Here is a 14,647-nt window from a genome sequence, read left to right as displayed (position 1 = left end):
TACTTCCGTAATTATCTTCACGTATTAAATATACCCTTAAACAATTTATCGTAAGCAATCAATAACTATGTCTTACACCGTAACAAGACAACTTTTGCATGTCAATCGTTCTGCTTTGCTCATAAGGAAAAGTTGTGTAAAATATGGGAATACAAGCATGAATATTAGTAGAATTCAATATAATCGTATAACTACTTCAATTTAAAAGGAGCCCTATATGAGAAACGATCAACACTTAATCGCCTTAGATCTGGATGGAACATTGTTAACGAATGAAAAAACCATTTCACCTAAAACAAAACGGGTGTTAGAAAAAGCCAAACAAGACGGACATATTGTAATGATTGCAACTGGAAGACCTTATCGTTCCAGTGCTATGTATTACAGCGAATTAGATTTATCCACGCCTATCGTAAACTTTAACGGAGCGCTTGTCCATCATCCCCTTCAGCCTGATTTTGGCACGCATCACGAACCTTTAAATCGCCGAACTGTTCATGACATTGTGACAGCTATGCAAGACTATCGCATCAACAATATCATGGCAGAAGTACAAGATGATGTGTATCTTCATTTTGAAGATCGAAAATTAATGGATGTACTCAGCCTAGGGGATCCTAAATTACAAACGGGTGATTTGCGTCATACGCTGCAGCACGATCCAACGTCTATTTTAATTCACGCAGATGAAGAACATGTACAAGATATACGCTCTCACCTTTCAGATGTTCATGCAGAAGTACTAGAACATAGACGCTGGGGAGCACCTTGGCATGTCGTTGAAATTGTAAAAAAAGGACTTAATAAAGCTGTAGGTCTTGAGCGCGTAGCTAATCATTATCAAATTCCTCGCGAACGAATTATTGCATTTGGAGATGAAGACAATGATTTTGAAATGATTAAATTTGCAGGACACGGTATCGCCATGGAAAATGGTATTAGCGAATTAAAGCAGCTAGCGCGTGAAGTAACAAAATCGAATGAAAATGATGGTATTGCTTATTATTTGGAAAAAACGTTAAATTTATAACTTAGCTTTTTTTGAAAAGCAAGGTAAATTTTTATCGCTATCATTTTTTTTATTTAGCACACACTATAACCGACACTTCTTAAGGTGTCGGTTTTATTTATATTACGAGGAGGAATTTATGATGGGCAGAGGCAATCGATCAAAACGTTTTGTGAAACAAGGTGCAGACGCAGTTCAAAAACATGATGAACGAATTCCTTATCATATGACTATGGCGGAGGCAGAAGCATTTCAAGCTCACCAGCGCCAAACTCCTCATGGAGGACAGTAACTTATGAAAAATTCACTTTTTGGTCAAGTAAAAGATGCGATTCGAAACGCAGTATCCGGCCATTCAGAAGATCAGCTTCATCGTCAAAAGCACGGCAACGGTGAACTTGATATTTCAGAAGGCGTATTAAATAGTATTGCTTCTAACGCTTCTCCTGAGGAGCAAGAGCAGCTGAAGCAATTCCAAAACTCATTGCATCAAGCGTATGATACAGATGGAGAATCACATTCAAAAGAGAAAAGCGCAGACATTACGTCCGATACGCTGTCTCATATCGTTCAGAATGCTTCTTCCGAAGAGAAGGCACAGCTTGAACAGCTTCAAAGCACTTTAGAAGGCGGTCAGTCTCACGCTCACGGTGAAGCTCACACGTCCAGTGAAAGCGTGGCAGCTGATATATTGTCTCATGCACAGCAAAATGCTTCTCCTGAAGAAAAGAGCCAGCTTGAACAGCTTCAAAGCACTTTAGAAGGCGGTCAGTCTCACGCTCACGGTGAAGCTCACACGTCTAGTGAAAACGTGGCAGCTGATATGCTGTCTCATGCGCAGCAAAATGCTTCTCCTGAAGAACAAGCTCAGCTTCAACAGCTTCAGAATACATTGGGAGCTGCTGGTCAAAATCATCAAACGTCTCAGGCTCATACGTCTGCAGCTTCTGATGAAAACATTGCAGCTGATATGCTGTCTCATGCGCAGCAAAATGCTTCTCCTGAAGAACAAGCTCAGCTTCAAGAACTTTCTAATGACTTAAAAGGCACACATTAATAAAAAAGAGTCCAGGTAATGAATACCTGGACTCTTTTTAATCTTTGCGAAACAAACCAAAGATTCCCGTTGTTTGAACTATATTAGTAAATGCCTTAGGATCCACCTCTTTAATTACTCGTTCCAAGTCAAATAATTCATACCTAGTTAAAACAATCATTAGCATTTCTTTATCTTCGTTTGTGAAGCCTCCTTTAGCCGGTACCGCCGTAATCCCTCGCACGAGTTTGGCATGAATCGCCTTTCTTAGCTCCACTCCTTTTTTCGTTACGATCATTGCTGTGAGTTTGACATGACGCGTATGAATAACATCAATGACGCGAGTGGTCGTATAAAGCGTCACAAGCGTATAAAGTGACTTCTCAGCACCATATAAAAGACCTGCTAGCACGATAATAATTGCATTTAATATGAACATATAAGTGCCAATTGGTCGGTCTTTTACTCGGGACAAAATCAGGGCAATGATATCGAGCCCACCAGTTGAAGCTCCAAATTTTAACGTAATTCCTACCCCTACCGCTAAAATAACGCCTCCAAAAACTGCATTAAGGATGATGTCCTTAGAAAGTGCTTGAATAGGAATAATTCCAAGAAACAAAGTTGTTGCAGCAACGCTGATAAAACTGTAAACAGTAAATGACTTCCCCACCTTTTTCCACCCTAAAATAGTTACAGGAATATTTAACAACAACAGCAGCACTCCAGTGGAAATAGTAAAAGGAGTGTAATCTGTCACGATACTCGAAACAAGCTGTGCTACTCCCGTAAAGCCGCTCGAATATACATTAGCAGGTATCAAAAACAAGTTGAGCGCAAGCGCATTCAATAATGCTCCTACTAAGACGACTATCGCTTTTTTTGTTTCAAGCCACATATTCAAATGACCGACCTCCGCTTTTTAAAACTTCTTACTTCCTTATACCCATTTATAAAATGAATAAAGTCAGCATCTTTAAAATAGTTAGTACATATAGTATGTACGATTTGGCAGAATTAAAAAAACTTATTCAAAAATTGTATTTTCCTCCAAGTGCTTATACACTAATACTATGTCGTATATAACGCTTTTCAATGTTTATACATCAAACTCATTTCATATTTTATAAATGCAATTAGGAAGGTGACATTTATGTCAATTAAACTTTTAACCGATAGTGCAAGCGATTTGCCTTTATCCTTTTTTCAAGAAAATAACGTTGGCTTTTTACCGCTTCGCGTAAGCTTGGATAATCAAGAATTTTTAGATCTACAAACGATTGAACCAGCTTCTGTCTACGAAGCCATCCGTAAAGGCAAGATGCCAAAAACGTCTCAAGCGGCTCCAACTACTATGTATGAAGTCTTTGAGAACATAGCTAAATCAGGTGATTCGTGCATTTATTTAGCTTTTTCTTCGGAATTGTCCGGTACATATCAAACAGCAATGATGATTCGAGAAGAACTCCTAGAAAAGTATCCCGATTTCCAATTAGAAATAATCGATACGAAATGTGCATCTCTTGGCCAGGGAGTAGTTACTTATTATGCAGCACAATTATTACACCAAAACCTCTCGCTAGTAGAAATGACAAAAAAAATAAAGCAATACGCTCTGCATATGGAGCATATTTTTACGGTTGATGACTTGGATTTTCTTGCTCAAGGAGGCCGCGTGAGCAAAGCTTCTGCTTTTGTAGGAGGTCTGCTTAATATTAAGCCGCTGCTTCATGTGGAAGATGGAAAATTGATTCCAATCGAAAAAATCCGCGGCCGTAAAAAAGTATTTAAACGCATGCTTGACGTGATGGAAGAGCGAGGAAAAAATCTCTCTTCTCAAACCATTGGAATTAGCCATGGAGATGATTTAGAAACAGCTCTTCAGCTGAAAGAGATGATTCAAGAACGTTTTGGCACCAAACATTTTATTATTAATATTATTGGTGCAGCCATAGGTTCTCATTCTGGCCCAGGGACAATTGCAGTCTTCTTTTTGAACGAAACCATCGAATAATTTAAAGAGGTCAGGGCATTCTAAAGGTACGATCAAAAAGGGGTGTATCACAATGCCAAAAACGAGCGATAACGATAAAAAAGCAAAAGATAATAACGCAAAGCTTCACGAAAAGAATCTGCAAGCTAAGCACAACCGTGAGCTTGGAAAACATTCATTTTCTAAAAAAACTGATCACTTATAAAAAGAAGCCGCTGAATTTTCAGCGGCTTCTCCTTTTAGTTTTCTTCTTTTTTAAAATATGTCCATCCTTCTTCTTGATAAACTTTTCCTTCTTTCATCAGTTTACCAAGCGCACGTTTGAACGCAGCTTTACTCATATTAAAGCGCTCACGAATATCTTCTGGATAGCTTTTATCCCAAAATGGCATAACGCCACCGCGGCTTTCCATGTAATCGTATAGTACTTGTGCATCTTCATCCATGCTTTCTTGTTTGCGCGGAAGAAGCGATACGTTTAGCGTTCCATCTTCTTTTACATTAATGACGCGGCCAGTTACATGCGTACCAAGCTTCGGTTCTTTACGTCTCTCGCTTTCGTGAATAAATCCAACATATCCTTCATCTGTCATAATAAATGAACCTACGCGCAGGACGCGATAGATATATCCGCTCACTTCACGATTAAAAAGTTCAGGTGGAGCATCTAAGGCCATTGCTTTCATCACATCGTCTGTAGCAATTTTCCCGTACATCTTACCGCGCTTTGAAATCTTCATCGTACAGTAAACTTTGTTTCCAACTTCTGGCCACAGCTCTTCTAGCGCAGGTAAATCTGTTGAACCAATTAACATATCTTTGTTCATGCCGATATTTACAAACACGCCTAAACCCGGATTAACATCTACGACTTCAACCCACTCATAGACACCTTCTTCAACAAGGGGTAAGTGCATCGTTGCCGTTAAGCGGTCGTGCTGATCAAGGTATAGAAAAACTTCTACTTCTTCTCCTTCAGCAAGTTCTCTTGTTGTTTCATTTTTATGTAGCAAAATTTCTTCTTCATCTTCTGCTAACATATAACCAATCGGCGTTTCGCGGTTTACTGTTAAATACGCTTTCATCCCAGCTTCTACATTCATCGTTCTATCCATCCTTTATATAAATTAGTAGTGATTGTTCCTTCACCACATACCTTCTCACTTTGCATCAAATAGCATTTCAAATTTCAAATCAACTAAAATGCATGCATTGTTTAAAAAAGCTGCTTCTATAGCTTACAACAAAAAGCATAACTTGTATTGTATCAATTACCGGCTCTCTATTCAATATCAGTTGTATACAGTTTGTGTTTTATTTATAATAAAAGAACAAACTCTTTACATATGGAGGTTATTATGGCTAAAGATAGTTCATTTGACGTTGTGTCACAAGTTGATTTATCAGAGGTAACAAACGGCATTACCATGGCAACAAAGGAAATTAAAACCCGCTATGATTTTAAAGGCAGTAAAAGCGAAATCTCGCTCGAAAACGAAGAGCTTGTTCTTATTTCTGATGATGAATTTAAGCTTGAACAGTTAAAAGACGTACTGATTTCTAAGCTCATCAAACGCGGCGTACCTACACGCAATATCTCCTACGGTAAAATTGAAAATGCTTCTGGAGGAACGGTTAGACAGCGCGCTAAGTTAATTCAAGGTATCGACAAAGACAACGCTAAAAAGCTAAATACAATTATTAAAAATACCGGTTTAAAAGTAAAAAGCCAAATTCAAGATGATCAGCTTCGCGTAAGCGGTAAAAATCGTGATGACCTGCAGCAAATTATTTCAGCTATTCGCAGCGCTGATTTACCTATTGACGTACAATTTATTAATTACCGCTAAAAATGGATGCCCCCGGCATTCATTTTTTCTTTTAAAGCCTTTTGTATCCGTTTAGGCTTATCCCTATGCATAGATACACTCTCTTAACAAATACTAGTATACGCTTACATACTCATATTAATTAAGGAGTGTATACTAATGAATCAAAATCAAAAACAAAACTTCCCTCCTCAGCATCAGCAAACTCAGCCAGGTATTGAGAAAGATATGCATCCAGTCCCTACCTCTATCGCTCCAGACTATAAGGCAAGCGGAAAATTACAGAATAAAGTAGCCGTTATCACCGGAGGAGACAGTGGGATTGGACGTTCTGTCGCTTATCATTACGCGAAAGAAGGCGCAAATGTTGTCGTAACCTATCTGAATGAACATGATGATGCAAATGAAACTAAAAAACAAGTTGAACGAATGGGGGCTTCTTGTTTGTTGCTTGCTGGTGACATAGGAGATGAGCATTTTTGTCAAGAAGTCGTCTCAAAGGCCATTCAGACTTTCGGAAAAATAGACATTTTAGTCAATAATGCAGCTGAACAGCATCCTCAAAAAAGCATTACGGATATCACCACTGAACAGCTTACCCGTACGTTTCAAACGAATATTTTTTCAATTTTTCATTTAACCAAAGCTGCATTGCCTCATTTAAAACAAGGAAGCGCGATTATTAACACAACTTCTGTGACAGCTTATCATGGGCATGACCAATTAATTGATTACTCTTCAACCAAGGGTGCTATCGTGGCTTTCACACGTTCTTTGTCAGCTTCACTCGCAACAAAAGGCATTCGCGTAAACGGCGTAGCTCCAGGACCTATTTGGACACCTCTTATTCCGTCTACGTTCGACGAACAGCAAGTTGCAACATTTGGGTCTAACACACCTATGAAACGAGCAGGACAGCCTTCTGAGCTCGGAGCGGCCTATGTATATTTGGCAAGCTCTGATTCTTCTTATATGTCCGGGCAAGTCCTTCACATTAATGGAGGATCCATTGTAAACGGATAACATTTCTCTTCGGTCATTCATTTATTTTTCTATGGAAACACTATCAGAATTCAGCTATTTTTGTTTAAATAGAGATATGAACACCGCTAAAGGAGAGTATTTGAATGACCGATACATTAAGCACTCTTAAACATATATATGAAACCATTTTAAATAAAGTCGATGCCGGTATCCATGCGGTCGATGAAACAGGAAAAACCATTATTTACAATGAAAAGATGACAAAGATGGAGCTGATGGATGAACAAGACGTTTTACATAAAAACTTGTTAGATGTGTTTATGTTCAAAGAAAATCAGCAAAGCACGCTTGTACAGGCGCTGCAAAAAGGAAAAGAAACGGTTAACGTCAAACAAACGTATTTCAACAATCAAGGACAAGAAATCACGACGATTAATAATACCTTCCCTATTTTAAAAAACGGTGTCATTCAAGGAGCGGTTGAAATTGCTCAGGACGTGACGAAACTAGAGCGTCTAATCCGGCAAAACATTAGGCAAAAAGGAAACACACGCTTTACGTTTGATAGCATCATCGGAAGCAGTCAAGCCGTTCACGATGTGATTGAAGACGCCAAGCGCGCAACTAGAACTCCTTCTTATGTCTTAATTATTGGAGAAACAGGCACGGGGAAAGAACTGTTTGCTCAAAGCATACATAATGGCAGCAGCCGCTCTTCCGCTCCTTTTATTTCACAAAACTGCGCTGCGCTACCGGATAATTTAATTGAAAGCCTTTTGTTCGGTACGAAACGCGGAGCTTTTACAGGTGCAATGGATAATCCTGGTCTTTTCGAACAAGCGCAAGGAGGCACATTACTGCTAGATGAAATCAACTCGTTGAATCCAAATCTGCAGGCTAAGCTTCTTCGAGTACTGCAGGAAAAAACCGTACGAAGAATTGGAGATACCGTAGACAAACCGGTGAACGTTCGAGTCATCGCGAACATGAATGAAGACCCAATCGATGCGATTGCAGAAAATCGATTACGTAAAGACTTATATTATCGACTTGGCGTCGTGACGCTTTTTATTCCTCCTCTTCGTGAACGAAAAGAAGATATTATTGAATTAACAAAGTTTTTCATCAAAAAATACAATGATTTGTTTCAGATGAATGTAAAAACCGTAGATCACCAAGTCATGTCTTCTTTTCTCTCTTATGACTGGCCAGGAAACGTACGGGAATTAGAACACATTATTGAAGGTGCAATGAACTTGGTGATGGATGAAGATGTTATTCACTATTCTCACCTTCCTTTTCAATACAGAACAAAGTTCCAGCTAAAGCAGCATGAACATTTTGAAGATAAAACAAGCGGTGAAGCACCCTCTTATCCAAGCGCTTTTCACCCTTCTCTTCCTTTAAAGGAACAGCTGTTAGCGTTTGAAGCAGAATGTATTAAACAAACGCTTGAACAACACAACCACAACATCTCAAAAAGCGCTAAGATACTAGGGCTGACTAGACAAAGCTTGCAGTATCGTATGAAACGATTAAGCATCCGATCTAAATAAAAAAGAAGTGCACTGTGCACTTCTTTTTTATTTTGCTTTATAAACCGGTGAATCCGATTGTTTTTGATTAATATTTTTCTTGATTCCTATGTGATAATACACGTAGAGTACAACAATTAAAGGAACCCCGCAGTAAAGACCAATTCGTTGATCTGGGATAAAAATTAAGCTGATTAATACAAGTCCATACAAACAAAAACCTAGAATAGGCACAAACGGATAAAGCGGCGTTTTAAATTTAAGCTCCTTTACGTCTCTTCCTTCCGCTAAAAAACGACGGCGGAACATAAATTGAGAGGCACAAATGGACATCCAAACAATAATGGTCACCATTCCTGAAATCGAAATAAACCAAAGATATACGGTTTCGGCAGCCACGACGCTTGTAATCAGCGAGCACCCTGAAATAATCATCGTCACAATTAATGCGTTAATTGGAACACCTTTTGAAGACAACTTCTTCAAAGGTTTTGGTCCCATATTATTGTTTGACAGTGACCAAAGCATACGAGAAGCAGCGTAGACCCCGGAGTTCGCCACGGATAACACAGCTGTTAAAATGACAAAGTTCATGATATCCGCTGCATATGGAATGCCAATTTGATCTAATACGGCCACAAACGGACTTTCAATAACTCCCGCTGTTTTATATGGAAGAATAGAGACTAACACAAACATAGCTAACACAAAGAAAAACAGCGTTCTCCAAATGACGTTTCGAATGGATCTCGGCAACGTTTTCTCAGGGCTTTCACTTTCTCCTGCTGCAATGCCGACAAGCTCCGTTCCTTGAAACGAAAAGTTAACCGTTACTAAAGTTAATAGAACTGCCAGTATCCCATTTGGAAAAAGACCTGCGCCTTGGGTAAAATGCGAAAGAAACGGTGCGGATTCTCCTCCTTTAAAGTCGATAAAACCAAAAACAGCAGCTCCTCCAATTAAAATAAATAGAATGATAGCGGTAACTTTAATGCTCGAAAACCAAAATTCAGTTTCAGCATAGCTTCGAGCGGAAAGAGCGTTAATTAAAAACGTAATGACGCCAAAAATTAAGCACCATGACCATACAGGTACATCAGGAAACCACCTTTGCATTAAAATTCCTGCTGACGTAAATTCAAGCCCTGTCGTATTTGCCCAGCTAAACCAGTATAGCCATCCAATCATAAAGCCAGTAGAAGGTCCTAAAAATCTTGTAGCGTATTCTTGAAAGGAACCTGAAACCGGCATGGCTACGGCTAGCTCTCCTAAACAAAGCATAACTAAGTACATGAGAAAGCCGCCTATTATATAAGCAAGAATGGCTCCTCCAGGGCCTGCCTGGCTAATAGTAAAACCCGAACCTAAAAATAGTCCTGTCCCAATCACGCCTCCTAACGCAATCATAAATAAATGTCTGCTTTTCATTGTTCTCTGTAATTGGTTTTGTTCTGTATGTCTATTCATCGGTACCTCCATTCTTCATTTTCTTATATGGTGTTTGTACAAGCATGACCACTTTTTAATATATGAAGAGTTGTTTCTTGAATCAACTTAGGAAGGACGCCGAACGAATAAGGCTTGTACACTCGCTCTGTCCACTTATGGCCGTCTTTTCCATATACCCCCATATTAATGGACGGAATATTTAACTCTCGAATTTCACGGAAAGGAATCGCACCTGCAATACCCCACCCCGGAAAGTTACGTGTAAAAGCATCAATTTCCTCATCTGTCTCGTGAAGAGATAAAAAACTGCCATCCGCTAGATAGGGGAAGAATTTTTTAAATTGAAACGTCTCTCCCGTCTGGTTTCCAACCTTCTCCACCGCCGCTTGTAAGGTATAAAGAAGCTGCTGATCTCTGCTTTCGTCTTTCTTCAAGTGATTATGAGGCAAGTAAGGCGGTGCAAAAAAGACAATTACACGCGGACTTTGATGCGGATCTAGCTTTTGAAGTTCTTCGATTACTTTAAAGCATCTTGTTCTAAGTTCTAAATGCGCATACTGTTCGAAAGCTCGTTCAATACAACCATGAGTATTTATTCCTTTTTGATCTAATTCTTCCAGGTAATCTTCCAAACTCACAACATCCACTTTCCAAGACAAGTTTCGCTTTGGTAAATTCGTTCTTTGAACAAAAAGTTCGTAATAATCAGAAAGTTTACCCTCTACTTTTTCACATGCTTCGATTGATAATCCAATTAATTGACTCATCACTTCTTTTGCCGTTCGTTCGTAGATGAAATAGTTAAAATACAAATGACTGCTTACAGCAGTTTGCACATTATAAGCCTCTTTACTGTCTCGTTGATACAGGCAAGAAGGCGGCAGTACCAGCTCTCCTTCAATATTTTCAGCCAGGTTAATATTGTTATGGATGCTTCTCGTAATCTCAGATGCAATCAAATTAGGATCTATGCCAGCAAGCGTATCTCCTACATGCACTTCCCTTCCGTAAATATAAAAACATGGAAGCAGCTTCCCAGCGGCTCCTGTATAAATATAGCGCGTGGAATCTCCATCGTAAAGAGGTGTAATAAAGTCGGTATTAATCGCTGCTGTATACGAAAGATTTTTTTCTTTTTTCAAACGGTTCAGCTCAGAAACAGCAGAAATAATTCCAGCATGCTGGCTTTCCTCATCAGGATTAACCATAAAAAGCACGTTTCCTTCTAATTGATCTCGATGCTTAGTAAAATGCAGCACATTGGCTAAGTGTACAGCAATTCCACTTTGCATATCAACGCTTCCTCTTCCGAACATCCATTCACCTAATTGAGCATCTCGCTGTACATCTTCATTAATGTTATGCATAGAGAAATAGCGCTGAAGCGCTTCTGGATCTAACGCTATATCTTTTAATGAACCAAAATCTTCAATGCCAACCGTATCTAAGTGAGCGTGATAAATAATTGTTTGAGCATTTTTTTGGCTGCCTTGAATAAAAGCAAATACATTTTTTCTGCCTAGCGTATCGCCATTAATTTTCTGTTCCCAGACGTGAAGCGGATTGTCTTTGAAATAAGGAAAACTTTGAAGCGTATTTTTAATAAAATCAGCAATCTTTACTTCGCCGCTTGTCCCATTGATACTTTTGATTTTCACTAACGCTTGTGTTAAACATTCAACTTGCTCTTCAATGCTTAGCCGTGAGAGTTGGGTATACACTTCTATTCCTCCTGCCTATCAAATAAAAACTTCATTTAGCTGCATATGAATAAAAGTAGTACGATATATACATATCGTACTACTTTTATTTATTTTAAACCGATTACTCAGCAAATACTTTTTCAATTCGTTCAATTGCCCAGTCTAACTCTTCTTTTGAAATCGTTAACGGCGGAGCAAAACGAATAACCGTACTGTGCGTTTCTTTACAAAGCAAACCTTGGTCTTTTAATTTTTCACAATAAGGACGAGCCTCTTCGTGTAATTCTACCCCGATGAATAGACCGCGGCCGCGCACTTCTTTCACAACTGGATTGCTTAAGCTTTGGAGCTTCTGTTTGAAATAAGAACCTAATTCTAATGAACGCGCTGGAAGTTCCTCGTCTTCAATTACTTCCAAAGCAGCTAATGATACGGCACAAGCAAGCGGGTTTCCGCCAAACGTTGAACCATGAGAACCAGGGTTAAAGACACTTAAAATGTCTTCGTTAGCAACTACGCAAGAGATAGGGAAAACTCCTCCTCCAAGCGCTTTACCTAAAATCAGCATATCTGGTTCTACGCCTTCCCAATCACAAGCAAACATTTTGCCTGTACGCGCTAAGCCGACTTGGATTTCGTCCGCAATAAATAACACATTATGTTCTTTACATAAGTCAGCTGCAGCTTTTAAGAAGCCTTCTGGAGGTAAAACGATACCTGCTTCGCCTTGAATTGGCTCAATTAAAAATGCGGCCGTATTTGGTGTAATAGCGGCTTTTAACGCTTCTAAATCACCGTAAGGAATCGTTTGAAGCCCTGGAAGCATCGGTCCAAAACCACGTTGATATTCTGCTTCGGATGATAATGAAACAGCTGTCATTGTACGACCGTGGAAGTTGCCCACACATGCGATGATTTGTGCTTGATTTTCAGCAACACCTTTCACATCGTAAGCCCAGCGGCGTGCAGCTTTAATGGCTGTTTCAACCGCTTCTGCTCCCGTATTCATTGGAAGAGCCATATTTTTATTTGTTAATTTACAAATCTTTTCATACCATGGACCAAGCTGATCATTATGAAACGCTCGTGACGTTAACGTTACTTTATCAGCTTGACGTTTTAATGCTTCAATAATTTTCGGATGACGATGTCCTTGGTTAACAGCGGAATACGCGCTTAGCATATCCATATATTTATTATTTTCTGGATCGTGTACCCATACGCCTTCTGCTTTTTCAATTACAATCGGCAGCGGATGATAGTTATGTGCCCCAAACTTTTCTGTTTGCTCAATAATTTTCACCGTTTTTTGTGTTTCAGTTGTCATATTTATTCCTCCTTATTTTCCAATTAGAATGTTTCAGATGTTGTTTTTGCTTGCATGTGAAGAACTAGATAATCCGGTCCCCCTGCTTTTGAATCCGTTCCTGACATATTAAATCCGCCAAAAGGCTGGTACCCTACAATCGCTCCTGTACATCCTCTGTTAAAATACAGGTTTCCAACATGGAACTCTTCACGGGCGCGTTCAATATGCTCGCGGTTATTTGATAATAAAGCGCCTGTTAATGCATATTCTGTATTGTTTGCAATCTCCATCATATGATCAAAATCTCGCGCTTTAGAGAATGCTACTACCGGACCAAAAATTTCTTCTTGCATGAGACGAGCTTTTTCATCTACATCCGCAAAAATAGTTGGCTGAATAAAGTATCCAGTTGAATTGTCTGCTTCTCCTCCCGCAACGAGACGCCCTTCTTCTTTTCCAATTTCAATATACGATAATACTTTATTGTACGAAGCCTCGTGAATAACAGGTCCCATATAAGTCGAAACTTCTTCCGGGTTGCCAACAGTTAATGTTTTTGTTAGCGCAACTGCTTTTTCAAGCACTTCATCATATACATCTTGATGCACAACAGCACGAGAACCTGCGGAGCACTTTTGCCCTGCAAAACCAAATGCAGAATATACGATTGAAGAAGCTGCTAAATCAAGATCAGCATCTTTGTCTACAACCACCGTGTCTTTTCCGCCCATTTCAGCTATAACACGTTTTAGCCATTTTTGCCCCGGCTGTACTTTTGCTGCTCTTTCGTAAATGCGGCAACCCACTGCACGCGAGCCGGTAAATGAAACAAAGCGTGTTTTTGGATGTTCCACTAAGTAGTCACCAATTTCAGGTGTAGCACCAGGAATAAAGTTTAATACGCCTTTTGGTAATCCTGCTTCTTCCATTACTTCTACAAATTTCGCTGCTACTACAGGAGTGGCATCAGCTGGTTTTAATAAAATCGTATTTCCGGTGACAATAGCTGCTACTGCCGTTCCAGCCATAATAGCTAACGGGAAGTTAAATGGTGAAATAATAATACCTACGCCAAGCGGAATATAATTGTACTGATTATACTCACCGTCTCGACTCTGTACTGGAGAACCGTCTTTTAACGTCAGGACTTGACGTGCATAGTACTCTAAAAAATCAATTGCTTCTGCTGTATCAGCATCTGCTTCGTTCCAAGGCTTTCCTGCTTCTTTTACAAGATAACTAGAAAATTCATGCTTTCTTCGACGAATGATGGCCGCTGCGCGGAAAAGAATATCTGCTCGGTGTTCTACTTTCCACTTTTTCCACGTTTCAAAAGCTTTTAGAGCTGACTGCATTGCTTGCTCTGCTAGATCTTTATTTACTGTAGATACATATCCAATTACTTCTTTTATGTTTGCTGGGTTAACAGACGTAATTTTCTCTTCGGTCTCCACTTTTTCACCGTTGATTACAAGTGGATACGTCTTGCCAAGCTGTGTATTCACATATGTTAATGCTTCTTGAAATGCCTGTTTATTGTTTTCGTCCTTAAAATTTGTAAATGGTTCATGAGAATAAGAAACTACCATGATATATGCCTCCTAGTATGCAAATCTTTGTTTACTTTATAGTTATGCAAGTAGCGTGCCAACTTTTAATAAAACTTTACAGCCTCTTTATCATCAAGGCTTTCACTACTTATATCATTCTTTCTTTTTGATAAAAGAAAAAATAATTGGCATATGTATATTTTTTTGGCGCTTAAAATGCCAATTTTTTTTGCGTAAAGAGGATGTTGAG

At 39.2% G+C, this 14,647-nt stretch carries 14 protein-coding genes; 8 read left to right on the top strand and 6 right to left on the bottom strand.

Going from position 1 to position 14,647, the window contains the following annotated elements; translation table 11 throughout:
• The first annotated feature begins 217 nt into the window (after positions 1–217).
• The 3 genes from ACMX9J_RS13805 to ACMX9J_RS13795 all read left to right on the top strand — a co-directional run bounded on the left by ACMX9J_RS13805 (position 218) and on the right by ACMX9J_RS13795 (position 2,066).
• The gene (locus ACMX9J_RS13805) at positions 218–1,030 is read left to right on the top strand and encodes a Cof-type HAD-IIB family hydrolase (RefSeq protein WP_028412391.1); all 813 of its coding nucleotides are present in this window, start codon (positions 218–220) and stop codon (positions 1,028–1,030) included.
• Positions 1,031–1,151: 121 nt separating this feature from the next.
• Positions 1,152–1,301 (top strand): hypothetical protein, encoded by a 150-nt coding sequence (locus ACMX9J_RS13800; protein WP_162200718.1) that lies wholly within the window; start codon positions 1,152–1,154, stop codon positions 1,299–1,301.
• 3 nt (positions 1,302–1,304) lie between these two features.
• Positions 1,305–2,066: a DUF3813 family protein gene (locus tag ACMX9J_RS13795; protein WP_098625748.1), complete on the top strand. Its 762-nt coding sequence runs from the start codon at positions 1,305–1,307 to the stop codon at positions 2,064–2,066.
• Positions 2,067–2,103: 37 nt separating this feature from the next.
• Here the strand turns inward: ACMX9J_RS13795 and ACMX9J_RS13790 are convergent, their stop codons facing one another.
• A complete protein-coding gene (locus ACMX9J_RS13790) occupies positions 2,104–2,943 on the bottom strand; it encodes a YitT family protein (protein WP_025749916.1) in 840 nt (279 codons plus the stop codon).
• Positions 2,944–3,198: 255 nt separating this feature from the next.
• On the opposite strand from ACMX9J_RS13790, the gene ACMX9J_RS13785 reads away from it, so the two are divergent.
• Together ACMX9J_RS13785 and ACMX9J_RS13780 are read left to right on the top strand one after the other, a co-directional pair.
• A complete protein-coding gene (locus ACMX9J_RS13785) occupies positions 3,199–4,059 on the top strand; it encodes a DegV family protein (protein WP_325075985.1) in 861 nt (286 codons plus the stop codon).
• 52 nt (positions 4,060–4,111) lie between these two features.
• On the top strand, positions 4,112–4,243 hold the full coding sequence (locus ACMX9J_RS13780; RefSeq protein WP_013055378.1) for a DUF3941 domain-containing protein: 132 nt from the start codon (positions 4,112–4,114) through the stop codon (positions 4,241–4,243).
• A 34-nt stretch (positions 4,244–4,277) separates the two neighbouring features.
• Here ACMX9J_RS13780 and ACMX9J_RS13775 read toward each other — a convergent pair whose 3' ends face one another.
• A complete protein-coding gene (locus ACMX9J_RS13775) occupies positions 4,278–5,141 on the bottom strand; it encodes a S1 RNA-binding domain-containing protein (RefSeq protein ID WP_416225858.1) in 864 nt (287 codons plus the stop codon).
• A 255-nt stretch (positions 5,142–5,396) separates the two neighbouring features.
• On the opposite strand from ACMX9J_RS13775, the gene ACMX9J_RS13770 reads away from it, so the two are divergent.
• The 3 genes from ACMX9J_RS13770 to ACMX9J_RS13760 all read left to right on the top strand — a co-directional run bounded on the left by ACMX9J_RS13770 (position 5,397) and on the right by ACMX9J_RS13760 (position 8,407).
• Complete coding sequence (locus ACMX9J_RS13770) at positions 5,397–5,888, top strand: YajQ family cyclic di-GMP-binding protein (protein ID WP_014461618.1); 492 nt, start codon at positions 5,397–5,399, stop codon at positions 5,886–5,888.
• Positions 5,889–6,026: 138 nt separating this feature from the next.
• The gene (locus ACMX9J_RS13765) at positions 6,027–6,890 is read left to right on the top strand and encodes an SDR family oxidoreductase (RefSeq protein WP_028412395.1); all 864 of its coding nucleotides are present in this window, start codon (positions 6,027–6,029) and stop codon (positions 6,888–6,890) included.
• Between the two features lie 104 nt (positions 6,891–6,994).
• Positions 6,995–8,407, top strand: a complete 1,413-nt coding sequence (locus ACMX9J_RS13760; RefSeq protein ID WP_033578031.1) for a sigma-54 interaction domain-containing protein — start codon at positions 6,995–6,997, stop codon at positions 8,405–8,407.
• Positions 8,408–8,434: 27 nt separating this feature from the next.
• Here ACMX9J_RS13760 and ACMX9J_RS13755 read toward each other — a convergent pair whose 3' ends face one another.
• The 4 genes from ACMX9J_RS13755 to pruA form a co-directional block, all read right to left on the bottom strand.
• Positions 8,435–9,853 (bottom strand): amino acid permease, encoded by a 1,419-nt coding sequence (locus tag ACMX9J_RS13755; protein WP_416225857.1) that lies wholly within the window; start codon positions 9,851–9,853, stop codon positions 8,435–8,437.
• Positions 9,854–9,876: 23 nt separating this feature from the next.
• On the bottom strand, positions 9,877–11,556 hold the full coding sequence (locus ACMX9J_RS13750; RefSeq protein WP_416225856.1) for a M20/M25/M40 family metallo-hydrolase: 1,680 nt from the start codon (positions 11,554–11,556) through the stop codon (positions 9,877–9,879).
• Positions 11,557–11,659: 103 nt separating this feature from the next.
• Positions 11,660–12,865 (bottom strand): ornithine--oxo-acid transaminase, encoded by a 1,206-nt coding sequence (locus tag ACMX9J_RS13745; protein ID WP_028412399.1) that lies wholly within the window; start codon positions 12,863–12,865, stop codon positions 11,660–11,662.
• 23 nt (positions 12,866–12,888) lie between these two features.
• Positions 12,889–14,436 (bottom strand): L-glutamate gamma-semialdehyde dehydrogenase, encoded by a 1,548-nt coding sequence (pruA, locus tag ACMX9J_RS13740; protein ID WP_028412400.1) that lies wholly within the window; start codon positions 14,434–14,436, stop codon positions 12,889–12,891.
• Between the last annotated feature and the right edge of the window lie 211 nt (positions 14,437–14,647).

The organism is Priestia sp. RMT2NF4, assembly GCF_047872835.1.
GTDB classification, from domain to species: Bacteria; Bacillota; Bacilli; order Bacillales; family Bacillaceae_H; genus Priestia; species Priestia zanthoxyli.
Note: the sequence above shows the minus strand (reverse complement) of the source record. Positions and strands in the feature narration are given on the sequence as shown.